The sequence below is a fragment of the Halosegnis rubeus genome (genome assembly GCF_009184545.1).
GTDB lineage: Archaea > Halobacteriota > Halobacteria > Halobacteriales > Haloarculaceae > Halosegnis > Halosegnis rubeus.
This window is the reverse complement of record NZ_QJOW01000001.1, coordinates 412,798-437,351: the sequence shown is the minus strand read 5'-3', so window position 1 is coordinate 437,351 and position 24,554 is coordinate 412,798. Positions and strand designations below refer to the sequence as shown.

28 protein-coding genes are annotated in these 24,554 nt (G+C 64.9%); 7 read left to right on the top strand and 21 right to left on the bottom strand.

What is annotated here, in order from left to right; translation table 11 throughout:
* From DMP03_RS02295 to DMP03_RS02225, 15 genes are all read right to left on the bottom strand, one after another.
* Complete coding sequence (locus DMP03_RS02295; protein ID WP_152119106.1) at positions 1-1,479, bottom strand: DHH family phosphoesterase; 1,479 nt, start codon at positions 1,477-1,479, stop codon at positions 1-3.
* Between the two features lie 42 nt (positions 1,480-1,521).
* Complete coding sequence (locus DMP03_RS02290; protein ID WP_152119105.1) at positions 1,522-3,009, bottom strand: NADH-quinone oxidoreductase subunit N; 1,488 nt, start codon at positions 3,007-3,009, stop codon at positions 1,522-1,524.
* A complete protein-coding gene (locus DMP03_RS02285) occupies positions 3,009-4,556 on the bottom strand; it encodes a complex I subunit 4 family protein (RefSeq protein ID WP_152119104.1) in 1,548 nt (515 codons plus the stop codon). Before DMP03_RS02285 ends, DMP03_RS02290 begins: the two co-directional genes overlap by 1 nt.
* Positions 4,553-6,610 carry an NADH-quinone oxidoreductase subunit L gene (nuoL, locus tag DMP03_RS02280; protein WP_152119103.1) on the bottom strand — a complete coding sequence of 686 codons (2,058 nt, stop codon included), beginning with the start codon at positions 6,608-6,610 and terminating at the stop codon, positions 4,553-4,555. Before nuoL ends, DMP03_RS02285 begins: the two co-directional genes overlap by 4 nt.
* Positions 6,611-6,614: 4 nt before the next feature.
* Entirely contained in the window at positions 6,615-6,920 is a 306-nt protein-coding gene (gene nuoK, locus DMP03_RS02275) for an NADH-quinone oxidoreductase subunit NuoK (RefSeq protein ID WP_075936927.1), read from the bottom strand.
* Positions 6,920-7,225: a hypothetical protein gene (locus DMP03_RS02270; RefSeq protein ID WP_152119102.1), complete on the bottom strand. Its 306-nt coding sequence runs from the start codon at positions 7,223-7,225 to the stop codon at positions 6,920-6,922. Before DMP03_RS02270 ends, nuoK begins: the two co-directional genes overlap by 1 nt.
* Positions 7,222-7,497, bottom strand: coding sequence for an NADH-quinone oxidoreductase subunit J (locus DMP03_RS02265; RefSeq protein ID WP_075936929.1), 276 nt, complete (start codon positions 7,495-7,497; stop codon positions 7,222-7,224). The genes DMP03_RS02270 and DMP03_RS02265 overlap by 4 nt, the downstream gene beginning before the upstream one ends.
* A 109-nt stretch (positions 7,498-7,606) precedes the next feature.
* A complete protein-coding gene (locus DMP03_RS02260) occupies positions 7,607-8,068 on the bottom strand; it encodes a NuoI/complex I 23 kDa subunit family protein (protein ID WP_075936930.1) in 462 nt (153 codons plus the stop codon).
* 4 nt (positions 8,069-8,072) lie between these two features.
* Positions 8,073-9,119, bottom strand: a complete 1,047-nt coding sequence (locus DMP03_RS02255) for a complex I subunit 1/NuoH family protein (RefSeq protein WP_152119101.1) — start codon at positions 9,117-9,119, stop codon at positions 8,073-8,075.
* Positions 9,116-10,795: an NADH-quinone oxidoreductase subunit D gene (locus DMP03_RS02250; protein WP_152119100.1), complete on the bottom strand. Its 1,680-nt coding sequence runs from the start codon at positions 10,793-10,795 to the stop codon at positions 9,116-9,118. Before DMP03_RS02250 ends, DMP03_RS02255 begins: the two co-directional genes overlap by 4 nt.
* Positions 10,792-11,481, bottom strand: a complete 690-nt coding sequence (locus tag DMP03_RS02245; protein ID WP_075936933.1) for an NADH-quinone oxidoreductase subunit B — start codon at positions 11,479-11,481, stop codon at positions 10,792-10,794. The genes DMP03_RS02250 and DMP03_RS02245 overlap by 4 nt, the downstream gene beginning before the upstream one ends.
* A gap of 5 nt (positions 11,482-11,486) precedes the next feature.
* Positions 11,487-11,894 (bottom strand): NADH-quinone oxidoreductase subunit A, encoded by a 408-nt coding sequence (locus DMP03_RS02240; protein ID WP_075936934.1) that lies wholly within the window; start codon positions 11,892-11,894, stop codon positions 11,487-11,489.
* 72 nt (positions 11,895-11,966) lie between these two features.
* Positions 11,967-12,584 (bottom strand): 5-(carboxyamino)imidazole ribonucleotide mutase, encoded by a 618-nt coding sequence (purE, locus tag DMP03_RS02235; RefSeq protein WP_152119099.1) that lies wholly within the window; start codon positions 12,582-12,584, stop codon positions 11,967-11,969.
* A gap of 39 nt (positions 12,585-12,623) precedes the next feature.
* A complete protein-coding gene (locus tag DMP03_RS02230) occupies positions 12,624-13,787 on the bottom strand; it encodes a 5-(carboxyamino)imidazole ribonucleotide synthase (protein ID WP_152119098.1) in 1,164 nt (387 codons plus the stop codon).
* A 25-nt stretch (positions 13,788-13,812) separates the two neighbouring features.
* Entirely contained in the window at positions 13,813-15,627 is a 1,815-nt protein-coding gene (locus tag DMP03_RS02225; RefSeq protein WP_152119097.1) for a flippase activity-associated protein Agl23, read from the bottom strand.
* Between the two features lie 84 nt (positions 15,628-15,711).
* On the opposite strand from DMP03_RS02225, the gene DMP03_RS02220 reads away from it, so the two are divergent.
* Together DMP03_RS02220 and DMP03_RS02215 are read left to right on the top strand one after the other, a co-directional pair.
* On the top strand, positions 15,712-16,782 hold the full coding sequence (locus DMP03_RS02220; protein ID WP_152119096.1) for an ATP-NAD kinase family protein: 1,071 nt from the start codon (positions 15,712-15,714) through the stop codon (positions 16,780-16,782).
* A gap of 68 nt (positions 16,783-16,850) precedes the next feature.
* Positions 16,851-17,885 (top strand): phosphate signaling complex PhoU family protein, encoded by a 1,035-nt coding sequence (locus tag DMP03_RS02215; RefSeq protein ID WP_152119095.1) that lies wholly within the window; start codon positions 16,851-16,853, stop codon positions 17,883-17,885.
* Here the strand turns inward: DMP03_RS02215 and DMP03_RS14545 are convergent, their stop codons facing one another.
* Together DMP03_RS14545 and DMP03_RS14540 are read right to left on the bottom strand one after the other, a co-directional pair.
* Entirely contained in the window at positions 17,886-18,569 is a 684-nt protein-coding gene (locus tag DMP03_RS14545; RefSeq protein ID WP_235908455.1) for an LEA type 2 family protein, read from the bottom strand.
* Between the two features lie 69 nt (positions 18,570-18,638).
* Complete coding sequence (locus tag DMP03_RS14540; RefSeq protein ID WP_225870742.1) at positions 18,639-18,998, bottom strand: hypothetical protein; 360 nt, start codon at positions 18,996-18,998, stop codon at positions 18,639-18,641.
* An 85-nt stretch (positions 18,999-19,083) separates the two neighbouring features.
* Between DMP03_RS14540 and DMP03_RS02205 the strand changes: the two genes are divergently transcribed.
* Genes DMP03_RS02205 through DMP03_RS02190 form a run of 4 tightly spaced genes read left to right on the top strand, consistent with a single transcriptional unit; the run spans position 19,084 to position 20,804 of the window.
* On the top strand, positions 19,084-19,272 hold the full coding sequence (locus DMP03_RS02205; RefSeq protein WP_152119094.1) for a DUF7525 family protein: 189 nt from the start codon (positions 19,084-19,086) through the stop codon (positions 19,270-19,272).
* 44 nt (positions 19,273-19,316) lie between these two features.
* The gene (locus DMP03_RS02200) at positions 19,317-19,556 is read left to right on the top strand and encodes a DUF7123 family protein (RefSeq protein ID WP_075936942.1); all 240 of its coding nucleotides are present in this window, start codon (positions 19,317-19,319) and stop codon (positions 19,554-19,556) included.
* 34 nt (positions 19,557-19,590) lie between these two features.
* The gene (locus DMP03_RS02195) at positions 19,591-20,013 is read left to right on the top strand and encodes an SRPBCC family protein (RefSeq protein ID WP_152119093.1); all 423 of its coding nucleotides are present in this window, start codon (positions 19,591-19,593) and stop codon (positions 20,011-20,013) included.
* Positions 20,010-20,804: a carbon-nitrogen family hydrolase gene (locus tag DMP03_RS02190; protein ID WP_152119092.1), complete on the top strand. Its 795-nt coding sequence runs from the start codon at positions 20,010-20,012 to the stop codon at positions 20,802-20,804. The genes DMP03_RS02195 and DMP03_RS02190 overlap by 4 nt, the downstream gene beginning before the upstream one ends.
* 152 nt (positions 20,805-20,956) lie before the next feature.
* Here the strand turns inward: DMP03_RS02190 and DMP03_RS02185 are convergent, their stop codons facing one another.
* Positions 20,957-21,982 (bottom strand): Gfo/Idh/MocA family protein, encoded by a 1,026-nt coding sequence (locus DMP03_RS02185; protein ID WP_152119091.1) that lies wholly within the window; start codon positions 21,980-21,982, stop codon positions 20,957-20,959.
* Between the two features lie 83 nt (positions 21,983-22,065).
* Here DMP03_RS02185 and DMP03_RS02180 point away from each other — a divergent pair, with 83 nt between their 5' ends.
* Entirely contained in the window at positions 22,066-22,848 is a 783-nt protein-coding gene (locus tag DMP03_RS02180; RefSeq protein WP_152119090.1) for a creatininase family protein, read from the top strand.
* 5 nt (positions 22,849-22,853) lie between these two features.
* On the opposite strand, the gene DMP03_RS02175 is transcribed toward DMP03_RS02180, so the two are convergent.
* Genes DMP03_RS02175 through DMP03_RS02165 form a run of 3 tightly spaced genes read right to left on the bottom strand, consistent with a single transcriptional unit; the run spans position 22,854 to position 24,503 of the window.
* Positions 22,854-23,078: an H/ACA ribonucleoprotein complex subunit GAR1 gene (locus DMP03_RS02175; protein WP_152119089.1), complete on the bottom strand. Its 225-nt coding sequence runs from the start codon at positions 23,076-23,078 to the stop codon at positions 22,854-22,856.
* Positions 23,075-23,353, bottom strand: a complete 279-nt coding sequence (srp19, locus tag DMP03_RS02170; protein ID WP_152119088.1) for a signal recognition particle subunit SRP19 — start codon at positions 23,351-23,353, stop codon at positions 23,075-23,077. Before srp19 ends, DMP03_RS02175 begins: the two co-directional genes overlap by 4 nt.
* Before the next feature lie 43 nt (positions 23,354-23,396).
* A complete protein-coding gene (locus tag DMP03_RS02165) occupies positions 23,397-24,503 on the bottom strand; it encodes a PGF-CTERM-anchored ABC transporter substrate-binding protein (RefSeq protein WP_152119087.1) in 1,107 nt (368 codons plus the stop codon).
* Positions 24,504-24,554: the final 51 nt, after the last annotated feature.

Below are 24,554 nucleotides of genomic sequence, written 5' to 3'. Positions count from 1 at the left end.
TCACGCCGCGTCGTCGGGGTCGTCGTGCTCGGGGAGCGCCTCCGCCAGCCCGAGGTGCGTGTCCTTCGCGTAGACGGCCGCTGGGGACGCATCCGTACCGACGCCGACCGTCTCGAAGAACCGTTCTGAAATCACGTCTCGAATCGCCGTGTCGGCCTCGTCTTCCGCACCGAGTCCGCCGACCGGTATCTGTGCGCCGGCCATGTCGGCGTGTCCGCCCGCGGAGCCAATCTGGTCGAACGCCTCACGCAGCGCCTCGCCCAAGTCGAGCTCGGAGCCGCGAGCGCGAGCGGAAGCGAAGACGGTGTCGTCGATGGTGCCGAAGATGAGGGTGGTCGATACGCCGTCCATCATGAGGAGTTGGTCCGCCGCCTGTGCCAGGGCATCGCGGTCGGAGATCACACCGACGTACGAGGCTAACACGCCGTCGCGGATGTCTCGGTTCACGATAGCGCTGGCGAGAATCTCCACCGTCTCGGCGCTCACGCTCGGCGATTCGATGCGTTCGAGCTTTGCGGCATCGACGAAGGAGACGAGATACGCGGCCGCGTCGAAGTCTTCGCCCGCAACCTCACGAGAGAAGTCGTCGGTGTCGACCTGAATGCCGAACAGGAGCGCCGTCGCGAGTTCCGGCGTCGGGTCGATGCCGAGTTTGCGGAGGTAATCGGCGAACAGAGTGGAGGTGGAGCCAATGTTCGACCGAAGGTCGACGAACGACGCCTCGACCGGAGCCCGCGGTGGGTGGTGGTCGACGACGATGTCGATATCGGTCTCCGGAGGGAGCTGGTCGTTGATGCCCGGACGCGAGTGGTCGACGAGCGCAATCGAGCCGAACTCGGGGAGTTCCTGGTTGGTGGAGAACGTCTGAAGCTCCAAATCGAGGAGGTTCACGAGCGCGCGGTTCTCCTGGTGACTGATGTCGCCGAAGTAACACGCCTGTGCTTCGATGCCGGCACGCTCTGCGATGCGAACGAGCGCGAGCGCACTCGCGATGGCGTCCGGGTCGGGGTTGTCGTGTGCAAACACCGCAAGCGGCGGCTCTGCGGTGCGTAACACGCGCATGAGTCGCCGGGTCTGAAGTCCGTCGTCACCGACCCGGTCAAGCATGAACGACGACAGTGCATCCGCGGGGTCGTGTACGTCGTCGGCGAGCTGGTGGAGTCGCTCGCGTTGTGCGTCCGTCGGCTCGTTGCCGGTGAATGCGAACAGTCGGGCGTCGGGAAACGCGTCCACAGCGAAGTCGGCAATCGCGCAGTTTTTTGCTGGGTCGTCGCTCCCGACGACGACCGTATCCGGGTCGAAGGAAACCGTCGCAACGGTCGCCGGGTCCGCCGGGTCACCGAGCGTCGCAGCGATACCGTCCGACCGGAGGGTCTCGACCCGGTGTTCGTCCTCGGTCACAACGTGTGTGCGGCTACTCTCGGCGACGGCGAGCTGTCTACCGACCGACCCGCAGCCCAAGACGAGTCGGGATGCCATACTACGAGGTGGAGAGCGAGTGGGTAAAATCCACTGTTCGGACTAGCCGAACAGCACTGCGGCCGCATCAAATGCCACGTTGTCAAACAGGACGAGCCCGGGGAGCAGTCCCACGGTCACGACCGCGGCGACGATGACAGCACCGTACAGCGCCGACGGATACGACTCGATGACGTGCGGCTCGTCCGGCTCGTCGATCCACAGCGCCTTCACGACGCGGCTGTAGTAGAACAGCGACAGTGCGCTGTTGACGGCACCGACGAGCGCGAGCCACCACAGTCCACCGTTGACAGCGCCGGCAAAGAGGTAGTACTTCGAGAGGAAGCCTGCCCCGACCGGAAGCCCGGCCAACGAGAACATGAACACGGTCATGGCGACGCTGACGAGCGGTGCCTGCTTCGCCAGCCCGCGGTAATCCTGGAAGGTACGGCCCACGTCCCAGTACTCCGCGAGCGCGACGAACAGGAACGCACCGGTGTTCATGAAGCCGTAAACGAGCAGGTGAATCATCCCTGCACCGAGGATGAGACTCTGTTCGCCCGTTCCGGTAAGCGCCGCGAGCGCGATGAGCACGTAACCGGCGTGGCCGATGGAAGAGTACGCCAACATCCGCTTGACGTTCTCCTGTGTCGCAGCGGCGAAGTTACCGAGCGTCATCGTGGCGACAGCGAGCACCGTCACGACAACCGTCCAGTCGAGCGCGTTCTGCACGCCGGAACTGGCAATCGGAAAGGCCACGACGAGCACGCGGAAGGCGAGCGCGAAGCCGGCCGCCTTCGACGCCGACGAGATGAACGCCGACACCGGTGCGGGTGCACCCTCGTACGCCTCGGGGGCCCAGAAGTGGAAGGGGACGCTCGCGGTCTTGTACGCGAATCCGCCGATAATCATCAACAGCCCGACACCGAGTACGCCCGGTAGCTCGGTTCCCTCGACGAGCTGTTCCGCGATGCCGTCAAGCAGCAGCGTCCCGGTGGCCGCGTACACCAGCGAGATGCCGAACGCGAACACGGCAGACGAGAGCGCGCCGATGAGGAAGTACTTGAGTCCCGCCTCGACGCTTCCCTTGTTCTGTTTCATGAACGCGACGAGCGCGTACGACGGGAGCGACGCGAGTTCGAGTGCGACGAACGCGACGGCGAGCGAGCCCGCAGCAGCCATCACTGTCATCCCGGTCACGGCGAGCATGATGAGCGTGTAGTACTCCGCCTGATACCGATGGCTGTTGAGGTAATCGTGGCTGCCGAGCACGACGACGGCCGTCACGCTGGTGACGATAACCTGGAAGAACAGCGACATCTGGTCGACGACGAGTTGGTCACCGTACAGCGAAATCGGTTCCGTGCCGACGCCGGTGAGGAGATAGACGAGCGAGACGCCCATCGCGGCGAGCGCACCGACGAAGGCCACGCCCGAAAGCAGTCGCGGGCGGTTCGACTCGGGGTCGATACTGTCCACGAGGAACAAAGCGAGCGCCGTCGACGCGAGGACGAGGACGGGCGCGGTCGCCGCCCATGCTGGCTCGACCATCAGAGCCCACCTCCGAAGTTCGCGGCAGTGGTTTCGAGAATCGGTTCAGTTGCGTCGAGCACGCGCTCGAACGCGAGGTCGTACGGGAACGTCCCGAGGGCGATGATGAACACGATGAGCACGAGGAGCGGAACCACATCGTGAAGCGATGCGGTCGTGACTTCGTAGTCGGTCTCGGAGCGGAACGGACCGAACAACGTCCGCTGCATCGACCACAGCAGGTAGCCGGCCACAATGACGATACCGAACATCGCGAGCGCAGTAAGCAGGGTGGAGTAGGCGAAGTGGGCATCGAAGCTCCCGACGAAGACGAAGAACTCCGCCGCGAAGCCGGCCATCAGTGGTAGCCCCATGTACGCGAACGCGCCGGCGACGAACGCGCCGGCTGTCACGGGCATCTTGTCCGCGAGCCCGGACATGTCACCGACCATGCGCGTGTGCGTGGTGTTGTAGATTACACCGACGCACGCGAACAGGAGCCCGGAGATGAGTCCGTGGCTCACCATCTGGAAGGTCGCGCCGCCGGTCCCGTACATCGTGTAGGCGACGAGTCCCAGCGTGACGTAGCCCATCGACGACACGGACGAGTAGGCGACGATGCGCTTCAGGTCCGACTGAGCCAGCGCCAACATCGCGCCGTACAGGATGGACACGACACCAAGCACCGCAATCGGGACCGCGAGGTCACGGGCGATGCTCGGAAGCATCGTGAAGTTGAATCGCAACAGTGCGTACGTCCCCATCTTCAGGAGGACGCCGGCCAGCATCACCGACGCAGGCGTCGGCGCCTCGACGTGGGCGTCCGGGAGCCACGTGTGGAACGGCACGACCGGCACCTTCACCGCGAACCCGATGAACATCGCCACGAAGGCAAGCAGCGCGAGTTGGTCGGCACCGAACGCGCCCAGCGAGCCGAGTGCTCCGTCCGTGCGCAGCGCCTGCGCGATTTCGGGCAGCGCGAGCGAGGAGATGGAGTCACCCAGCCCGAACACCAGCCCGAAGAAGCCGACGAACATCACGATCGAAGCGATGTTCGTGTAGACGAAGAACTTAATCGCGGCGTACTTCCGGCGTGCGCCGCCCCAGATGCCGATGAGGAAGTACATCGGGACGAGGACGGCCTCCCAGAAGACGAACCAGATGAGGAAATCGAGCGCGCCAAAGACACCGACGAGCGACGCCTCCATGAACAGCATGAGCCCGTAGAACTGGCTCTGACGCATATCGATTGGCGTCCACGACGCGAGAATCGCGAGCGTCGTGAGCAGCGTCGCGAGCACGACCAGCGGCATCGAGATGCCGTCGAGTCCCATGAACCACGACACGTCGTAGCTCCCGAGGGTGAGCCACTGATACTGGCTCTCGAAGGCGATATCGCCGCCCAGCAGTGCGTTGCCCGTCCCGTCGAACGTGAGGTACATGTACAACGAGAGGGCAAGCGGCACGAGCGAGATGCCGAAGGCCGCCTTCGGTGCGTACTCGTCCGGGAGGACGAACACCGCGAACGCGCCGAGCAGACACAGCGCGATGAGCAGTTCGATCATCATGCGAACCACCCCTGCATGACGCCGAAGGCGACAAGCAGTAGCGTCAGCCCCAGCGTCAACAGCGCCGCGTAGTTCGTAACGATACCCGTCTGGAGCCGGCGGAGCCGGTCACCGCTGAAGAGGCTCAGATCGGAGACGAAGTTGACCGCGCCGTCGATGACGCCCTGGTCGAACCGGTCGGCGACGCGTGCGGCGCGCACCGTCAACCCCTCCGCGAGCCAGACCTGATACTCGTCCTGGTAGTAGTTGTTGAATAACACTGTCTTGAGAGAGCCGAGTTTGTCCGTGTGTTCGACCGGGTCGGGACCACGGTACAGCACGAGGGCCACGGCAGAGCCGGCGAGTGCAACGGTCAGCGAGATGCCGGCAGAGGCGAACAGCGTTCCGACCTCACCGAGACCGAACAGCTCACCGGCGCTGTAGCCGGCGAACTCTGCGTTCGTGATGAGCTCGTGGTAATGCTCGCCGTTCAGCCCCTCCGGCCCGTAGTAGAGCCAGTCGTGGAGGATCTCCGGTACTGCGCTGACGACGGCGTGGACCGGTACGAGGTTGATGACGCCGACGACGGCCGCGAGCACGCCGAGAATGCCGAGTGGCACCTTGACGTTCCAGCGGACCGGTTCGGGGTCTTCTGCTGTCTCGGAACGTGGCTCACCGTGGAAGGTGAGAAGCACCATCCGGAAGGTGTAGAAGCCGGTGAAGAACACCGCGATTATACCCATCGCGTACGCGGCCAGCAGAATCGGCGAGCCGCCGAGCCCGTGGACCAGCGTCTCGTACAGCACCTCGTCTTTCGACCAGAAGCCGGAGAACGGAACGATGCCCGCGAGCGCGAGCGATCCGGAGAGGAACGCGTAGTAGGTGACGGGCATCTTCTCTTTCAGCCCGCCCATGTCCCACATGTTCTCGTTGTGGTGCATGGCGATGATGACCGAACCCGCACCGAGGAATAGCAGCGCCTTGAAGAAGGCGTGCGTGGTGAGATGGAAGACGCCGGCCACGTAGCCACCACCACCCAGCGCGAGCATGATGTAGCCGTACTGGGAGATGGTCGAGTACGCGAGCACCTGCTTGATTTCCTTCTTGACGACGCCCATCGTCGCGGCGAACAGCGCCGTGAAGCCGCCGACCAGCGCGATAATCGCGAGGGCGGTCGGGGACAGCGCGTAGAAGCCGTACATTCGGGCGACGAGATACACACCGGCGGCGACCATCGTCGCTGCGTGGATCAGCGCGGAGACGGGCGTCGGACCTTCCATCGCGTCCGGCAGCCACGTGTGGAAGGGGAACTGCGCCGACTTCCCCATCACGCCGCCGAGGACGAGTAGGCCGAGAATCGTGAACCACGTCTGCGGCGCGAAGCCGAACGTGTTGACGCTCGCCTCGCCGTTGAGCACCTGCTCTGCGATGTGCGCGAAGGAGTTCTCCACGCCGGGACCGCCGAACATGCTCGTGCCGAACGTCGCGAAGATGGCGACGACGCCGATGAGGAAGAAGTAGTCACCAAAGCGGGTGACGAGGAACGCCTTCTTCGCCGCCGACGGCGGACCGGCCTCACGGAACCAGAAGCCGATGAGGAGATACGAGCAGAGACCGACCAGTTCGAAGAACATGAACGCCATCAGGAGATTGTCCGCGAAGACGAACCCGAGCATGCTCGCCGTGAACAAGCCGAGTTCGGCGTAGTACCGTGGCAGCCCCGTCTGGCCGTCGTCGTTCATGTATCCAAGCGAGAACATGTGGACGAGGAAGGCGATGGTCGAGACGATGACCAGCATCAGCGTCGAGAGCTGGTCGAGCAGGATGCCGAAGGTCAGCTCGAAGCCGACCATCTCGCCGCCGACCCACGTGTACAGCGTGTGCTGGTAGGCTCCGCCGGTGTGGACGGCGAAGAGCGCCCACAGCGAGAACAGCAGTGAGCCACCCGTCGCGACCATCCCGGCGACCGCTCCCTTCTTCGGGAGGTACTTGCCGGCAAAGAGTGCGACGAGGAACGATACGAACGGGAGCACCGCGATAGCGGGTGCAAACTCGAATGCGAGTGATTCTGCCATACTGTTACCACCTCAGAGTTGTCGCGCGGGTCACGTCCACGTCCGCGAAGTTGCGGTAGAGGACGAGGATGATGCCGATGCCGATGGCGACCTCGGCTGCGGCCAGCGCCATCGTGAACAAACTGAACACCTGTCCGGTGAGGTTCCCGTGATAGAAGGAGAACGCGACGAGGTTGATGTTCGCCGCGTTCAACATCAGCTCGACGGACATCAGGAAGAACAGCGCGTTCCGCCGGGTCAGGATACCGAACAGGCCGATACAGAAGATGAGCGTCGAGAAAACGAGATAATACTCGACGGGGACAGCCATCAGCTGTCACCTCCGTCGTCGTCACGTGTCCCGAGCATCACTGCACCGACGAGGGCAGCGAGGAGTGCCATCCCGAGCAGTTCGAAGGTGATGAGGAACCCGTCCGTGGTCTCCGCGAACGGTCCGGCATCGAGGTTGAGCATCGCGTAGCCGATCCCCTCGATGACGCTGTCGGCGTTACCGGAGAAGGTCGCCGCGTCGGCGAAATCAGCAGTCAGAAACACCGCCGCGAGCACGCCGAACAGCACGAACGCGACGAGCCCGACCGCCTGACTGGAACTCGTGTGGAGTCGCGGGCGCGTCATGTCGTTACCTCGATTGTGCCGTCTTCGGTTCTGCGGACGAGCATTACGGCGAACACGATCAGGACGAGGACCCCGCCGATGTAGACGAGTATCTGCATCGTTGCGAGGAACTCGGCGCGTAACATCACGTAGTGGATCGCGACCGACGTGAGTGCCACCCCCAACAGGAGCGCACTGTGCCAGACGTCACGAACCAGCACGACGCCGAGGCTGCTCGCTGCTGTCAACAGCGCGAACAACAGAAACGCCACTAGTTCGAGTGTTACAGCCATTAGGTGAGTCTCAATCGCTTCGGGTTTGAACCTTTCTTTGTACGCCTACGCGCGCGGGCGCAGTCGCACGGCTCTCGGTGGGCGAAACCGCGAGAAGAAGTCGCCGGGGTTACTGGTAGTCGACTTCGCCTTCGCCTTCGCCGACCCAACCGCTGCGGTCGGGTTCACGAGACGCGAGCGGGTCGATGTCCTTGTACCACGGCACGTTCTTCAGCTGTTCCATGTTGTACGCGAGGTCGTCTTTCGTGTCGCCGGTGAACTCAAAGTTCTGCGTGAGCAGGATGGCGTCGACGGGACAGACCTCCTCGCACAGCCGACAGTAGATGCACTGTCCGATGTGGAGGTTATACTGTTCACCGTTGCGCTGGTCGTCCGTAACGATCTGAATCGTGTCGTTCGGGCAGACGTTCTCACACTGGCGACACCAGATGCACCGCTCCTGTGAGAACTTGTGGACGCCGCGGAACCGCGGTGACACCTCCGGCGTCTCCTCGGGGTACTCGACGGTGAACGTCTCGCCGCCGAGGGCGTGTTTCATCGTCGTTCCCATCGATTTGAGTAGTCCGATCATAGTGTTAGAGCAGCCCCACGATTACGGCCGTGAGCACGAGGTTGGCGAACGATAGCTCCAGCAGTCCCTTCCAGCCGATCTCGATGAGCTGGTCGATCCGAACGCGCGGAATCGCAGACCGGCACCACTGCGTGAACAGGTAGACGCCGAGAATCTTGATGACCATCCAGACGAAGCCCGGCAGGAACGGTCCCGCGGGTCCGCCGAGGAAGATGGTCGCGATGATGGCACCGCCCAGGAAGATATGGATGAACTCCGAGAGGTAACACAGCACGAAGTACACCGACGAGTACTCCGTCTGCCACCCGGCCACAATTTCGGTCGGTGCCTCGGGCACGTCGAACGGATTCCGACCGACCTCCGCGAGGTTCGCGATCATGAACAGGATGAACGCGAACGGGTTCACGAAGGCGTACCACGACGGAATCGCAACGCCGCCAAGCGAGACGAGCGTCTCGCCCTGGGCGGCGACGATCTCGCTCAACTGGAGCGAGCCGGCAAACAGCACGACGGAGACGCCGGTCACGACGAGCGGAATCTCGTAGGCGAGATTCTGTGCGACCGCACGCAGTCCGCCGAGCATCGAGTACTTGTTGTTCGACGAGTAGCCGGCCATCACCAGCCCGACCGACGCGATGGAGGCCGTCGCGAACACGTACGCAAGTCCGGCCTGCGGGTCGGCAATCTGGAGATTCAGCCCGAACAAGTCACCCATCGGGATGACGGCGAAGCCGAGCAGCGCCGACGAGGTCATCACGAGCGGGCCGAGGTCCCACGCCGGTCGGTCAACGCCGTCCGGAACGATGAGCTCCTTCGAGAGCAGCCGGACGGCGTCGGCCACGATGATGAGCAGTCCGAACGGACCGTGTCGGTTCACCGCGATACGGTCGGTGAAGGCGGCCGTGATCTTTCGTTTCCCCCAGATGCCCGAAACGGCGACGAGCGACATGAGAAACGAAATGATGAGCAGCGACGCGACTGCACCGCCGATGAAATCGGCAATCGGACCCGAAATCGGAAGTAAACTGCTGATCGTCTCCGTGAACGTCATCGGTCGACCTCTCCAAGCACGATGTCGAGACTACCCAGCGAGGCGATTAGGTCAGGGATGTACTCACCCTGTGACATTTCGGGGAGCGTCTGGAGGTTCGAGAAGCACGGCGAGCGGATCTTGAACCGCGCCGGCTTGTCTGTGCCGTCCGCGCGCATGTAGATACCGAGTTCGCCCTTCGCGCCCTCGACCGAGCGGTAGATCTCGGTGTCCGCGTCCGGCTTCAGGGTGCGCGGCACGTTCGACTGAATGTTCCGCTCGTCTTCCGGCCACTCCTCGAGTAAGTCGACACACTGCTCGATGATTTTGGCCGACTCCTCGACCTCGCGCATGCGGACGAGCACGCGCGAGTAGTTGTCACAGCCGTCTTCGGTGACGACGTCCCAGTCGAGTTCGTCGTAGTAGCCGTACGGGTCGTCGCGGCGGATGTCGTAGTCGACGCCCGAGCCGCGGGCGACCGGGCCGGTCGCGCCGTAGCTCTTTGCCGTCTCGGGGTCAAGCACGCCCGTGTTGACACACCGGAGCTGGAAGATCTCGTTCGAGGTGATCATATCGTGGAACTCCTCCAGCTTCCCCGGCAGCTCGTCGAGGAAGTCCCGCGTCTGTTCGAAGAACTCCTCGCGTGGCTCCGGCAGGTCCCACGCGACGCCGCCCAAACGGAGATAGTTGAACATCAGCCGCTGGCCGGTGAGGTCTTCGAGCAGGTTCTGCATGACCTCGCGGTCACGCATCGCGTACATGAAGATGGCCGTGAAGTCACCGTAGATGTCGAGCGCGAACGTGGCGACCGCGAGCATGTGGCTCGCGATACGACACATCTCCGCGGACATCGTCCGGATGACCTGTGCGTACTCCGGCACGTCGATGTCGGCCATGTCTTCCGCCGCGCGCGCGTACGCCCACTCGTTGAGGATGCCTGCCGAGATGTAGTCCCAGCGGTCGGGGTACGGCATGATCTGGTGGCGGTAGGTACCGTTCTGACAGATCTGCTCCTCACAGCGGTGGAGGTAGCCGATGTCGCTTTCCACGTCGGCGACCGTCTCGCCGTCGAGTGTCGTCTTCAGGTGGAGCACACCGTGGGTCGCCGGGTGGTGCGGTCCGATGTTGAGGAACATCGTGTCCGACTGAGCGTCGGCGGCGTGGTCCTCCCGCAGCGGGTTCGCGTGCTCCGCGAACTCGACGACCTGCGGCTGTTCCTGGTCGTAATCGAGCGAGAGCGGGTGTCCCTGCCACGTCTCCGGGAGGAGGATGCGACGCAGGTCCGGGTGGTCGTCGTACTCGATGCCGACGAGGTCGTACGCCTCACGCTCGTGCCAGTCCGCGGTCCGGTACACCTCGTTTGCCGACTCGGAGACGGGGTCGTCCTTCGTCGTCGGGACGACGACGCCGACCTCCTGTGTCGGGTCGTCGTACTTGCGGAGGTGATAGATTGACTCGTAGCGGTCCTCGTACTCTTGGGCCGTGACGCACGAACAGTGGTCGAAGCCGGCCTCGTCGCGGAGCAGTTCGAGCGCCGCCTGCACCTCGTCGGGCCGGACGACGAACGCCTCGGCGTTGACGTGGGACTCGCGGCCGATGGCGTATTCGCCCAAGAGCGATTCGAGCGCGTCGTAGTCGACGCCCTCGAGCGTTTCGCCGGTGTCGAGTTCCGGGGTGGATGGTTCTTCGAGACTCATTGTGATGGAGACTCCGCCCAGTCGTACCGCATCACGAGTTCGTCCTCGTCGATCTGGTCTGCGAGATGCTGGACCAGCTCGTCGTCGTCAAGGTCGCCGAACTGTTCGAGCTCGTACGGTGAGACCGTCACGGGCGCGGACTCGCCGTTCGCAATTCGCTCTTGCAGCTTGGCGACGCCGTAGACGAGTGCCTCCGGGCGCGGCGGACAGCCGGGCACGTGGATGTCGACCGGAATGACCTCCTCTGCGCCCTTGATGACGTTGTACCCCTCCTGGAACGGCCCGCCGGAGATGGTACACGAGCCCATGCCGACGACAAACTTCGGCTCCGGCATCTGGTCGTAGACGCGCTTCATCCGCGGGGCGAACTTCGAGACAATCGTTCCCGGAACGATAATCACGTCCGCCTGTCGCGGCGAGGCGCGTGGCACACCGGCACCGAAGCGGTCGAGGTCGTGTTTGACCCCGTAGGTGTGCATCATCTCGATGCTGCAGCAGGCGATCCCGAACTGCAGCATGAACATCGAGGAGCCGCGGACCCAGTTCATGAACTTATCGAACTTCGTGAGGATGAACGGCGACGAGCCGAACGCCTCGCGAAGCGTAGAGTTGAACCGGGAGTCGACGCCCTCGCCCATCCGCGCTTCCTGTGTCGTCTGTGGTGTGTTGGTGTTGTCGCTGCTCATGATTGTTATGCGCCTCCAGTCGTCTCACGCGCGCGGTCGGAGCCGATCCACCGGACCGCGCCGTTGCGCCATGCCCACACGAGTCCGATACCGAGCACACCGATGAAGATCAACATCGGCAGGAGGGCGCTCCCCATGCCGAACTGACTGACCGCATCGCTGTAGATGACCGTCCACGGGAAGATGAGGACGGTCTCGATGTCGAAGATGACGAACAACAGCGCAATCATGTAGTACTGGATGTTGAACCTGATGCGCGTGTCGCCAGTCGGAATTTCACCGGACTCGTAGACGGCGGTTTTTCCTTGCTCTGGCACACTCGGTCGGATAAGCGACGAGACGACTATCATCGAGACGGGGATGACGATAGCCACCACGGCGAGCGCGCCAATAGCGATCCACGGATTACTCATCTGTCTGTATCATATTCTCCTTAGGCAAGGGCGTACATAAGGATTCATTCTCACGTGTTCGCCGGATTCGTGTCACTCCCGCCTCCGACCGAACAGGTCGTGTCCGCTCTCGTGGAGGTCGCGTGACACGTCACCGACCGACTGCTGGAGTTGCTCGTGATACTCGCGCAGTCGGTGGGCCAGTTCGTCGTGTTCGCGCGCGAGTATCTGGACCGCAGAGAGCGCGGCGTTGAACGATTTGCCAGCGTCGACAGCCACCAGCGGCGCACCGGTCGGCATCCCGATGACCGAGTCGACCGACTTCTCCTGCACTGGTACGCCGATGACGGGAAGCGGGTAGGCGATGCTCGCAGTCATGTTCGGGAGGTCGGCCGACTTCCCGCCCGCGCCGGCGATGAGCACGTCAAGCCCGCGGGCCTCAGCGGTCTCGGCGTAGGCGTACATCAGGTCCGGCGTCCGGTGGGCAGAGACCACGTACGTCTCGAAGGAGAACTGCGATTCGGGCGGCTCGGCCGGGTCGGTCTGTTCCTCGAAGCCGAGTTCGGTGAGCGCGTCGAAGGCCCCCGACATCACGTCGAAGTCGGAGTCCGACCCCATCACGACACCCACGTCCGGGGTCGCCTCGGGCGAGCGGTCGGCGTCGGCTTCCGCGCGAAGGTCACGAATCAGGGAGTCGACTGCGTCTACCATACGCGTACCCCCATCGGCGACCACCTTCGCCGTTGTGGTCTACCCGAACTGCAGCGTCTCGACCACGTCGCGAACAGGAGACAGAGGTGGCTCTGACTCCCCGACGATTGTGACGTGGCCCATCTTCCGGAGCGGTCTGACCTCCCGTTTTCCGTACCAGTGGAGGTGGGTGTCAGCCAGCGCGAGCGCCTCTTCGACACCCGCGAGTCGGGCGCGTGCCGGCTCCGAGACGGTTCCGAGAATATTTGCACTCGCGGTCGGCCCGTGGCGTCGCGTCGGTCCGAGCGGAAGTCCGACGACCCCGCGGACGTGCTGTTCAAACTGCGAGGTGACACACCCTTCGATGGTCCAGTGACCCGAGTTGTGTGGCCGAGGCGCGACTTCGTTCAGCAGTATCTCGTTTTCCCCGTCGGCTCGCTCCCGTTCGAACAGTTCGATACCGAAGACGCCGCGACCGTCAAGTTCCGCGAGCACCGAGCGAGCGACCTCGTGGGCGCGTTCGCGGGTCGCCTCATCGGTGCGTGCCGGCGACAGCGACTCGCGGAGAATCTCCTCGCGCTGGACGGTCTCGGTGACGGGGAACGTTGCGGTCTCGTCCACGCCCCGTGCGCCGATGACGGCGAGTTCACGCTCGAAATCGACCAGCTCTTCGGCGACCGCGCCGCCCTCGCCAGCGCCGACCTCCGCGAGCGCGTCGGCCGCGTCGTCGGGCGATTCGACGGGGACGTTCCCTCGGCCGTCGTAGCCCCCGGTCCGGGCCTTCACCATCACCGGCCAGCCGAGTTCGTCGCCCGCGGCCCGGAGGTCGTCGGCGTCGTCCACGCGTCGGAAATCCGGGAGGGGAACGCCGGCCTCGGCGAAGGTCTCGTTCTGGACGAGTTTGTCCTGTATCGTGCGGAGCGTCTCAGGGGCAGGGTGGACCGGCGTGCCGGTCTCCTCGCTCACCGCGTCGAGCGTGTCGGGGTCTGCAAGCTCGATTTCGTAGGTGAGCACGTCGACCTGCTCGGCGAGCGAGCGGAGCGTGTCGTAGTCGTCGAACTCGCCGACCAGCTGCTCGCGGGCGACGTGGTTCGCAGGGCAGTTCGGCATCGGGTCGGAGACGACGAGTTGGACGCCGAGCGGGCTGGCTGCCTCAGCGAGCATCCGTCCGAGTTGGCCGCCGCCGACGACGCCGACAGTCGGTGAATCCGCGGAGAGGTGCATACGCGAGTCAACCGACGGCGCTCGCTCAAGCGTTACGGTTGTCGACGTAGACGATCATGCCGTCGAAGTCGTTCCCCCCCGTTGACCGGTGGAGGAAGGGGTAGCGCTCGTACCCGTCGAGTCGTGACTCGATACTTTCGGGAGGCACCATCGCCGAGTCGTCCTCGCGGCAGTCGACCGTCCGGTCGAGCGTGCAGTCGCCAGGGACGACGACCACGGACGGCAGCTCGTCGGGGAGGTCCCCGGGCTGGCTGGCGCAGTTGGTCGCTACGTCGTGGGCGGAGAGATACCACCCCAGCGGGAGCGTGCTGAACCAGCCGAGACAGGCGGGCTCGCGCGGTGCGCTCTCGGCCCCGTCGACGAAGTTGCTGTTCCCGCCGCTGTACGCGAGCAGGTCCGTCTCCTCCGTCTGGGCGGCCGATTCGAGCGCGGCGCTCACGGCGGGACGCATGTCTTGGCTCGGCTGTGCGAACTGGACGAGGCTGTTGTCCGGCTCGGTCGCGCCGGTGTAGACGCCGGTCGCGACCCCGGTCCCGACGGACGCGAGCAGGACAAGGATGACGACTCCGACGATAGCGAGGCTGGTGTCGTCACCGCGGTCGAGGGCTTCGACCCCGGCGTCGATGAACACGCCTACACCTACGGCGGCCGGAATCGCGAGCGGAACGAGCGCGTTCACGACGATCCACGCGTTGTTGATGTCGGTGCCAATTGCGTAGCCGGGGATCGAGACCAGCCCCCAGTAGAGACACGCGAGCACGAGCAGTCGCGGCCGCCCGCTGCCGTAGCGCTCGCGCGCAAAGCCCGCCAGCGCCAGCACGAACAAGGGCCCGGCGTACCCGACGACGACCTGCATTGACAGTTCCAGTTGGCCGCCGACAGCGACCAGCGACCGAGGGTCCGAGCCGCCGCTCTTCGAGAGCCACGAGCCGAATCCCTCTTGTACGGTGAGCCACGTGCACCGGAGCGTCGTCCCCGGGCTGCTGCTGTAGAGTCCCGCCGTGCGACACTGCTCGACGACGGCGTCGTAGTTCGGATTCGCGGGCGTAATCGCGAGGTCGCTGGCCGCAGTTACGCCCTCACGCGGAGCGAAGAAGAAGACCATCACGGCGACGAACGCGAGCGTCGCGCCGACGAGGTGGCCGACGTGGCCGGCGAGACGCGGCCCCCACGTCCGCTGGAGCCACGAGCGGAGACCGAACAGTCGGTCGGCGACCCACGCGGTCCCGGAGTCGCGGCCGCGGTGGGCGGCGAGTTTGTGGTGGACGACGAGCGCGCCGGCACCGAGCCAACAGAGCACGTAGACGAGGGCGTTCTCCTTCGAGGCGAAGCCGAGCGCGAGCGCGACCGACCCGAGGTACAGATACTCGACGCCGAAGTCGTCGTACCACCGGACGAACGCGACGAACGCGAGCAGACAGAAGCCGGCAACCAGCAGCGTCGAGCGCATGAATCGCCCGTAGTAGAGGAGGACGGGATTGGCTGCGAGGAAGAAGGCGAGCGCGACGGTCTCGCTGCCGGTGAGTCGGTGGCGGAGCCACAGCGCACACAGCGGAAGGAGTCCGCTGACGACGGCGACGGGGAGGCGGGCGGTGAAATCGGAGTATCCGAGCAGGCCGAACAGCGCCGCGTCGATGTGCTGGATGAAGGGACCGTGGATGATCGAGCGGTAGTGGAACTGGCCGGTCTCGGCGTAGTTGTACACCCAGTAGGCGACCCGCGCCTCGTCGAAGTGCATGATGCGGTGACCCAGGAGGGCAAACCGGGCGACGAGCGCGAGCGCCGTGAGCGCGAGGACGGCCACGACGACGCGGCCGTCGGAGAGCGAACGGTCGGGCATATCCGTGCCTCAAGCGAGGCGATAAGAAACTTTCTGGTCGCCCGTGACCAGCGGGCTTTAGCCGCCGACACCAGTGTATCCGGTATGCGACGTATCGGCTTCGTGGTGAATCCAATCGCCGGCATGGGCGGCCGTGTGGGGCTGAAGGGGACGGACGGCAAGCTCGCCGAGGCCCGCGAACGCGGCGCGGAGCCGCGTGCACCGGACCGCGCGCGCGAATCGCTCGCCACACTCGCGGAGTACGACGACATCGAACTGGTGACCTACGGCGGACAGATGGGCGAGACGGAGGCCCGCGAGACCGGCTTCGACCCGACGGTCGTCGGTGCGCCCGAGGGCGACGAGACGACGAGCGCCGACACCCGCGCGGCCGTCGAAGCGTTCGTCGCCGAAGGTGTCGACCTCGTCTTCTTCGTCGGCGGCGACGGCACCGCGGTGGACGTGGCGGAGACGCTCGCCGGCGTCGATATCGATGTGCCGATGCTCGGCGTTCCGGCCGGGGTGAAGGTGTACTCGTCGGTGTTCGGCGTCTCTCCCAGTGCGGCCGCCCGGCTCGCCGCTACCTTCGACCGGACGGAGACGCGCGAGGTGAACGACATCGACGAGGACGCCTACCGCGGCGGCGAGGTGGAGACGGAACTCCGGGCGCTCGCGACCGTCCCGGTGGGCGACGACCTCCAGTCCTCGAAACAGATCGGCGGGGGCACCGTCGAGGGAGTGGCCGAGGGGATTGCACAGGACGCCCGCGGCGAGTCCGGCGTGACCTACGTCCTCGGCCCGGGGTCGACGCTTGCGGCCGTCAAGCGCGAGTTCGGCTTCGACGGCTCGCCGCTGGGCGTGGACGTGTGGCGCGACGGCGAAGTGCTCGTCCGCGACGGCACCGAATCCGAGATACTGGCCGCGCTGGGCGACGAGAATCGTATCGTCGTCTCCCCCATCGGCGGACAGGGGTTCGTCTTCGGGCGCGGAAACCTCCAGATATCCCCCGCGGTCATTCGTCGGTCCGAGACGACGGTCGTCGCCTCGAAACGGAAGCTGGAGGAGACGGGCGTGCTCCGGGTCGATACCGGCGACAGCGATCTCGACGAGGAGCTTCGCGGCTGGACTCGGGTCCGCGTCGGTCGCTACGAACACCGGCTCGTGAAGATGGTCTGAGACGACGCAGGGGTAGTATATAACCTCCATTAGTCAACATTAAGGCGACTGGAACCCGGAGAGAATATATGGAGACACGCAAGGTGCAACGGCTCGGCCCGTCGACGCTGGCGATGACACTGCCGGCGGAGTGGGCGAAGGCACAGAACGTCGAGAAGGGTGATGAGGTCTCGCTCCGGACAGGCGGGAAGGGGACGCTGACGGTCCTCCCGGAGTCGGTCCAACAGGAGGAGTCGGAGGCGATCATCCACGCCGACGAACTAGAGGCCGACGCTATCGAGCGAGCGATTCTCGCACAGTACGTGCTCGGCCGCCGGGTCATTCAGGTCGAGGTCAAGGACGGCGGCACCCTCAATTCGGGCGTCATCAACGCGGTGTACAACGCCGAGACGCAGCTGATGGGACTGGGCGTCATCGAGGAGACGCCGGAACGTATCGCCATCCGCTGTAGCGTCGATCCCGAGGACTTCACCCTCGACAATCTGCTCGAACGGCTGGAGTCGACCGGCTCGACGATGCGAAACGAGGCGGTGAAGGCGCTCGCACACGGAAATCCGGACCTGGCACAGCGCGCACTCAACCGTGAGCGGCAGGCGAACAAGATTTTCGTGCTGCTGCTCCGGCTCATCTTCACGGCCTACCAGAACCCGAACCTCGCACGCGCCGTTGGACTCGATTCCGGCTTCCCGCTCATCGGCTACCGGACCGTCGCGAAGAACCTCGAGCTCACCGCCGACAACGCCGAGGACATCGCCGAAATCGTCATCGACGCCGGCGAGAACACCCTCGACGTGGACGACGCGACGCTGCGTGAGATCCGTGAGTTCACGGACACGGTCAACGAGATGACCGAACTCGGCGTCCGGTCCGTCGTCGAGCGCGACTACGACCTCGCCTTGCAGACGAAGAAGCTGTTTCGCGACGTGGAGGACAGCCAGACTGAGATTCTGACCTCTCTCCCGGAGATGGACAACGACAAGCTCCTGCAGGTGCGTGAGGTGCTGGTCGCGCTCCAGCAGACCGCACAGTACGCGGTCAGAAACGCGGAAATCGCGACGAACCTCGCGCTCGACACCAACTCCGAGTACGTCACGATTACGTGATCAGAGCAGTCCGCCGTCGTCGGTCGATGTGGCAGTCGGGGTCGGCGTCGGCGTGTCGGTGTCACCCGACGAATCGGTCGGCGTTGGGGTCGAATTGCCTCCGTTCGTCGGAGTTGGCGTCGGTGTTCCCTCGCCCGTAGTCGTCTCGTTCGTGGACTCTTTCGTTCCGAAGATGTCCGTCTCTATCGTGCGTTCGTACGTCAGTTCATCGAGCGGGACGCGAATCGTGTTCCCCGTTGGGAGTTCGACGCGGGCGTAGAAGTCGATGCGGAGGTCGGTCACCTGCTCGTTTTCGAGGTGCGACACCCACCAGTCGTCGAGGCGACTGTTGTCGATTGTCGGCGTCGTCGCGATGGTCTCCGTCGTCTCGCCCTCGATGACGTACGGACGCTCGGTGACGCCGTCACCGACCGGAATCCCGTTCATGGTGACGTTGTAGCCGACGCTGGTGATCGTGTACGGCTGTATCTGTGGGTTGTACGCGTCGGACTCCATGGCAATCGGCGTCTCGGCGTCCGTAACGGTGCCCCACTCGGCACGGGTAGCGTTCACGTAGAGGAGGGGATTCTCGATAACGGGATTTGCAGGTCCGGAGACGGGCCGCGTCTCGTCGGAGTTGAACTGCCCGATGAGGTCGGTCTGAATCTCACGCTCCTGTGTAATCTGTGTCGAGCGCTGGCCCAACAGTGAGGCGGAGACGTTCGCGTCGATGGTGACGACGGTCGTCTCGTTGTTCCGGACGTGGCTCGCCCACTAGGGCGGAATCTGGCTGTTGTCCATCCGAGTCGAGAAGGCGAGGGTCGTGTTGCCCGACCCGATTTGGAGGCCGGATTTGTTGCCGCTCGCCATCGGCACGTCGTTCATCCGGACGGTGTAGTCGATGCGGCTGTCGCCGAGTCTGAGACCGATTGGATTCGGGTTCACCACGACGAGGTCGGTGTCGATGACGGTCGTCTCGTCGTCGACGGGACCGAAGCTGTTGTCGACGGTGCCGACGCTGGGCACGCCGATGACACCGAGGGCGAACGCGCCGCCGACGCTTCCGGCCACGAGCGCGAGGGCCGTCACCACGACCTTCAGCTTGCTCCCGAGAAGCAGCGTCTTCGGGTCCATACCCGTGACGGACGCCGGTGGAACACAAAACGCTTCGTCCCGCCGCGAACGTCGGGATTAAGTCACCCACCTCGTATTGTGTGGTATGGATACCGCAGACGCCTCGGACCGTCGGCTCGGCTTCAGCCTCCTGTTCGTCATCGTCGCACTCGTCGGCGCGGCCGTGATGCTCGTCGCCTCGATGAACGACCAGCTCGCCCTCTCGGGGTGGGGCTTTGCCGCTGCGATGCTCGGTGGCGCACTTTCGATTGCCGCGCTCCAGTTGTACGAGTAGCCGAGAGCGACGATATGTTAAGGCTGCGTACCGTATAGGCCGGTATGTCAGGGACGAGCGAGGACGAATCGGTGGACGAGAACGAGCGCATCCTCTCGTATCTCCGCGAGCGCGCCGCAGACGGTGAGCGCTACTTCCGCGCGAAACACGTCGCGGACGCCATCGGACTGACCGCAAAACAGGTCGGTGCCCGGCTTCCCCGACTCGCTGAACGCTCCGAGGACGTGGACATCGAGAAGTGGGGACGCGCCCGGTCGACCACGTGGCGAGTGACACCGGAGTAGCGACGTTTTTCAGCCTACCGCGTTGAGTGGTGGCATGACCGTTCGTGTCGAGGAGAGCTTCGAGTTCGACGCACCGCCGGCCACCATTTGGGGGTTCATCGCAGACCCGGAGTGGCGCGCCGAGCCTATAAGCGTCGTGGACGAGTACGAGTCCACCGGCGAACGGACCGCGACATGGCACCTGAAGCTCCCGATTCCGCTCATCCGCCGCACCATCGCCGTCGAGACCGAAGACGTGGAGCGTCGCGAGAACGAGTACGTCAGGTTCATCGGCGAGTCACGCGTGATGCGCGTCCAGGGCGAACACGAAATCGAAGAGACCGAGACGGGCTGTCGGCTCCACAACCGATTCGTCGTCGACGGGAAGGTGCCCGGCGTTGAGCGCTTCTTCAAGAAGAACTTCACCGATGAACTCGACAACATCGAGCGAGCGATTCGAGACAGCATTCAGGAATGAGAGTTACCTGCGCCCAACTCCACATCGAGAACGCCGACGTGGTCGGCAACACCGAACGCGCCGTGGCCGCCATCGAGCGCGCCGCGAGCGAGGGGAGCGACCTCGTCGTCTTGCCGGAGATTTTCAACGTCGGCTACTTCGCGTTCGACTCCTACGCGCGGGCGGCCGAACCCCTCGACGGCGAGACCCTCACCACCATTCGAGAGACGGCACGCGACTGCGGGGTCGGGGTACTCGCCGGCTCTATCGTCGAGGACCTGACTGCAAGCGAGGACGCCCCCCAAGGCGAGTTTGCGAACACCTCCGTCCTGTTCGACCGCGACGGCGAGCGACTCGCCGTCTACCGGAAACACCACCTGTTCGGCTACGAGTCCGCGGAGACGGAGCTACTCACGCCCGGCGACGAGCTGTCGGTCGCGGAGTTCGAGGACCACACGGTCGGGATGAGCACCTGCTATGACCTCCGCTTTCCCGAACTGTACCGCGAGCTCGCGGAGTTGGGTGCGACGCTCGTCTGCGTCCCGAGCGCGTGGCCGTATCCCCGCGTCGAACACTGGCAGTTGCTGCCGCGCGCCCGGGCCGTCGAGAATCAACTGTACGTCGCAACGGCAAACGGGAGCGGGCAGTTCGAGGAGGCCGAGCTACTGGGTCGGTCTGCCGTCTATGACCCGTGGGGGACGACGCTCGCCGCCTCCGACGACGACCCGACGCTCGTCCATACGACCGTCGACCCCGACACCGTAGCCGCGACCCGCGAGGAGTTTCCCGCGTGGCGCGACCGCCGCCGGTGAGACGTGAATACGAGGCTTTATCAGTGAGAACACAGTAGATAAAACTGCCAGACGCGACGCTTTTCTCGTCGCCAACGGCAACCAAATCGCCGCATCCGCGCCCACACGGCGGGTCTGCTCGGCACCCGTCGTATCCCGCCTCCCCCTCCCGTTCACGCCGACTCGTACACTTGCTCCAGTAGCCGCACGTCCGCCAGTCCGTCTCTTCCGTCCGGCTCGATGTCCCGTCCGGTGAGCACGGCATGTGCAAAGTAGTCGAACTCCTCGCGGAGTTCACCGCCGCCTGCACCCTCGATTTCGTAGCGTTTGTCGCCCGTCTCGACGACGAGCCGTCGGCCGCGGTTCGGCTGGAAGGCGTCGTACACGCGGACGGTTCCCTCGGTGCCGTAGACGGTGTAATCAGCGGTCGGGTGGCCCGAAAAGGAGGCGCTGAAGTTCCCGACCGCGTCAGGGAAGACAACCCGGAAGTCGACGTGTTCGTCCACGTCGCTGAACGGGCCGCTCGTCCGGGTGTGTCCCGACACTGATTCGGGTTCCTCACCGAGCAGGAACCGCGTCGTGTTGAGGAGGTAGACGCCCACGTCGACGAGGGCCCCGCCGCCAGCGAGTTCCTGGTCGAGTCGCCACTGCTCTGGACCCCGCGAACCGGCGAGCACGGGGAAGGTGAAATCACCGCCGAACCGCGTCACGTCGCCGATGCCGCCGTCGTCGAGGAACTCGCGAAGTCGCCGGAACAGCGGGTCCGTCTGCATCCGGTAGGCGGTCATCAGCGGGACGCCCGCCTGCTCGCAGGTCTCGACTGCCTGCTCGGCGCGCTCGCTCGTCGCGTCGAGCGGTTTCTCCGAGATGACCGCCTTCCCCTGGGCTGTGGCCGTCTCGATATGCGGGAGGTGGAGTCGGTTCGGCGTGGCGACGTAGACGGCGTCGTAGCTGTCGGCCAGGTCGCCGTCGGCGTAGCCGTCGTAGTCCGTCGTTTCGAGCCCGTACTCCGCGGCGGCCTCGCGGTTCGACTCGCTGCCGCTCACGCCGACCGTCGGCGTCAGATACTCGCAGTCCTCGACACTCGGAAGGACGACACCTCGAGCGAAGCCGCCACAGCCGACGACCGCGAGTCGAACCTCGCCGTCGGCGTCGGTGTCCCAGTCGCGCTCACGGATGTCGGTGAATCTCTCGTGCATGCCGGAGCGTCGTCGGGCGGTCACAAAAGGGTGGGGTCGAGACCGGGCGTAGCTATTTGACGCCCGCCCCGCTGGAGTCAAGTATGTATCTCGCAGACGAGGCGTGGCCGGACCTCCAGCGCTACTTCCGACAGGAGTCGCTGGCGCTGATACCGCTCGGCTCGACAGAACAGCACGGCCCACATCTCCCCGAATCGACCGACCACGTCATCGCGGAGTCGCTCGCGCGCGAGGCGGCCGCCCGCACCGGCTATCTGTGTACCCCGACGGTCAACGTCGGCGTCTCCAGACACCACCGGCAGTTTCCCGGGACGATGTGGGTGAGTCCCGACGCCTTCCGGACGTACGTGCGCGAGCTGACGGAGAACCTCACCTACCACGGCATCGACCGCGTCGTCTACGTGAACGCCCACGGCGGGAACGTCGACGCGCTCCGGGAGGTGGCGAAGGACCTCCACGCCGACGGCACCTGTTACGCGCTGGAGTGGATGTGGGACGAGTCGATTCCCGGGCTCGTGGACGAGCTGTTCGAGCACAACGGTCCCCACGGCGGCCCGAAGGAGACGGCGATGCTCCAGCATCTCACCGACCGCGTCCACGAGGACCGACTGGCCGAGGCGCGCGACGGCGGGACCCGCGACATATGGAACGCATCGGGAACGTCACAAAACGGCGCGGCGACCTACTTCGACGCGCGAGACAACAGCGAGAACGGCGTCTTCGGCGACCAGACGGACGCGACCGCCGAGAAGGGCGAACAGCTGTTCGAGGCGGCGACCGAACAGCTGGTTGAACTGTCGGAGTGGCTGGCGGCGCGTGAGGAGACTGCGTTGACCCCGGCCGACCGCGTCGGCTCGGCGCGCTAACTCGACTACTTGGCGTAGAGTTTCGTGCCGAGCAGCACGTCCGAGTTACCACCGTCGGGGGTGACGGCGACGTAGGGGTGGTCGACGGGACCGAACACGTCGACCACGCGCCCGACCGTGTCGAGCGACTCGTCGAGGGCCGTCGTGCCGATATCCACCTCGGTGCCGACCGGCGGCCGGAGGACGAGCAGTCCCTGTGCCGTGGAGACGACCTCACCGAGTCGGTTCACGCGCGGATGGCTCCGAGATACGCCGCGACAGCGCCGAGCAAGTCGCCCTTGCTGGCATCGTCCGCGTCCTTGACGAGCACGCGACCACGGGCCTCGTACTCGCGTGGATACTGTACGTCGCGCTCGATGACGGCGTCGTACCCCACCTGTTGGACTGCCTTGGCGATCTCGTCGACGGTGGGGGAAGCAACCGCGAGGTCCTGTGGCACGCGCCGGCCCTCGGAGCGCGTCAGGTCGGCGTCGAACTGCGCTGGCCACAACACGTTCTCAACCATACCGATTCGAGTCGTGTCTCCCTTATACGTCTTGTCGAATTGCTCACTCCCGTCGCGCGAGGACGAGCGCGCCGACGGCAAGGAGTGCGGCGACGACACCGAATCCGGGCTGTTCACCCGTCGTCGTCGCGGTCGTCTCACTCGACGTGGTCGGCTCCGACACATCGGTCGCGGTCGCCGTCGGCGTCGGAGTGGCCGTCGCGACGGTCACCTCGCTGCGGGCGACGAAGGAGGTCTCAACGTCGGGGTGGAACCCTTCGGTCATGTTCCGGACCGCGAAGACCACGGAGCGGGGGGCCGGCTGATTCAGGTAGTCGGTGTTGATCACGACGGTCGCGTTGTTCTGTCCCGCGGTCGTCGAGGCGTACGGCTCCTGGGTCTGGAGACCGCTGCCACGGGAGTTCACGAGCAACACCTCCGGATTCGCCTGCAGGATGATTTCGTCGCTCACCTGCGGGTAGCCGATCTCGTAGTCGAACTCGCCCAGGACGTTCGTTCCGCCGCTGGCTTCGATCATGGCGGAGATGAACGTGTTCGTGTTGGCGACGTAGCCGCTGCCGATCGGGTAGAGGACGCTCGGGCGCTCAACGTCGGCAGTCGCGGTGCGGGCGGCCTCGACGTTGGCCTCCATCCACGCGTTCACCTCGACGGCGGCCTCGCAGTGGCCGGTGAGCCGGGCAATCTGTGTCGTCTTCTCGGTCACGTCCTCGAGCGTCTCGGCGGCGGCGAGCTGATACACCGTGATGCCGGCATCACGGAGCGCACGCACCGTCTCGGTCCGGGAAGCGTTCGGCGCGAGCACGAGGTCGGGTTCGGTGCCGACGACGCGCTCGACGGAGATTCCGAAGCCGTCGCTCGCGGTGACGCTCGTCTTCGCGTCGAAGCCGTCGAGGTAGTCGGCGTTGACAGTCACGCCGACCACCTGTTCGCTGCCGCCGAGTTCCCATACGGTCTGTGCGGCCGAGGGATTCAGCGTCGTGATCCGGTCGGGCCGCTCGTCGAGGGTAATCTCTGTCCCGCTGGCGTCAGTCACCGTGTACGGGAACGAACAGTCCTCCTGTTGTGTCTGTGCCGTCGCACCGGCCACGCCAGTCGGTATCGCGGCCGCGAGGACGAGCATCGCGACCAGTAGCGTGAGTCGTTGTTGCATCATCTCTACGAGCGGGCTAACCCAATAAGTATTTGTCTAACCAAACTGGAG

Coding starts and splice junctions, on each gene's coding strand:
- purE (WP_152119099.1), bottom strand. CDS start 12,584: ATGGTAGACGCAGTCGACTCCCTGATTCGTGACCTTCGCGCGGAAGCC.
- DMP03_RS02205 (WP_152119094.1), top strand. CDS start 19,084: ATGGATACCGCAGACGCCTCGGACCGTCGGCTCGGCTTCAGCCTCCTG.
- DMP03_RS14540 (WP_225870742.1), bottom strand. CDS start 18,998: ATGGACCCGAAGACGCTGCTTCTCGGGAGCAAGCTGAAGGTCGTGGTG.
- DMP03_RS02225 (WP_152119097.1), bottom strand. CDS start 15,627: ATGCCCGACCGTTCGCTCTCCGACGGCCGCGTCGTCGTGGCCGTCCTC.
- nuoK (WP_075936927.1), bottom strand. CDS start 6,920: ATGGCTGTCCCCGTCGAGTATTATCTCGTTTTCTCGACGCTCATCTTC.
- DMP03_RS02265 (WP_075936929.1), bottom strand. CDS start 7,497: ATGGCTGTAACACTCGAACTAGTGGCGTTTCTGTTGTTCGCGCTGTTG.
- DMP03_RS02215 (WP_152119095.1), top strand. CDS start 16,851: ATGGAGACACGCAAGGTGCAACGGCTCGGCCCGTCGACGCTGGCGATG.
- DMP03_RS02165 (WP_152119087.1), bottom strand. CDS start 24,503: ATGCAACAACGACTCACGCTACTGGTCGCGATGCTCGTCCTCGCGGCC.
- DMP03_RS02245 (WP_075936933.1), bottom strand. CDS start 11,481: ATGAGCAGCGACAACACCAACACACCACAGACGACACAGGAAGCGCGG.
- DMP03_RS02190 (WP_152119092.1), top strand. CDS start 20,010: ATGAGAGTTACCTGCGCCCAACTCCACATCGAGAACGCCGACGTGGTC.
- DMP03_RS02180 (WP_152119090.1), top strand. CDS start 22,066: ATGTATCTCGCAGACGAGGCGTGGCCGGACCTCCAGCGCTACTTCCGA.
- DMP03_RS02260 (WP_075936930.1), bottom strand. CDS start 8,068: ATGATCGGACTACTCAAATCGATGGGAACGACGATGAAACACGCCCTC.
- nuoL (WP_152119103.1), bottom strand. CDS start 6,610: ATGGCAGAATCACTCGCATTCGAGTTTGCACCCGCTATCGCGGTGCTC.
- DMP03_RS02285 (WP_152119104.1), bottom strand. CDS start 4,556: ATGATGATCGAACTGCTCATCGCGCTGTGTCTGCTCGGCGCGTTCGCG.
- DMP03_RS02200 (WP_075936942.1), top strand. CDS start 19,317: ATGTCAGGGACGAGCGAGGACGAATCGGTGGACGAGAACGAGCGCATC.
- DMP03_RS02230 (WP_152119098.1), bottom strand. CDS start 13,787: ATGCACCTCTCCGCGGATTCACCGACTGTCGGCGTCGTCGGCGGCGGC.
- DMP03_RS02270 (WP_152119102.1), bottom strand. CDS start 7,225: ATGACGCGCCCGCGACTCCACACGAGTTCCAGTCAGGCGGTCGGGCTC.
- DMP03_RS02250 (WP_152119100.1), bottom strand. CDS start 10,795: ATGAGTCTCGAAGAACCATCCACCCCGGAACTCGACACCGGCGAAACG.
- DMP03_RS02240 (WP_075936934.1), bottom strand. CDS start 11,894: ATGAGTAATCCGTGGATCGCTATTGGCGCGCTCGCCGTGGTGGCTATC.
- srp19 (WP_152119088.1), bottom strand. CDS start 23,353: ATGGTTGAGAACGTGTTGTGGCCAGCGCAGTTCGACGCCGACCTGACG.
- DMP03_RS02185 (WP_152119091.1), bottom strand. CDS start 21,982: ATGCACGAGAGATTCACCGACATCCGTGAGCGCGACTGGGACACCGAC.
- DMP03_RS02220 (WP_152119096.1), top strand. CDS start 15,712: ATGCGACGTATCGGCTTCGTGGTGAATCCAATCGCCGGCATGGGCGGC.
- DMP03_RS02295 (WP_152119106.1), bottom strand. CDS start 1,479: ATGGCATCCCGACTCGTCTTGGGCTGCGGGTCGGTCGGTAGACAGCTC.
- DMP03_RS02195 (WP_152119093.1), top strand. CDS start 19,591: ATGACCGTTCGTGTCGAGGAGAGCTTCGAGTTCGACGCACCGCCGGCC.
- DMP03_RS02255 (WP_152119101.1), bottom strand. CDS start 9,119: ATGACGTTCACGGAGACGATCAGCAGTTTACTTCCGATTTCGGGTCCG.
- DMP03_RS02290 (WP_152119105.1), bottom strand. CDS start 3,009: ATGGTCGAGCCAGCATGGGCGGCGACCGCGCCCGTCCTCGTCCTCGCG.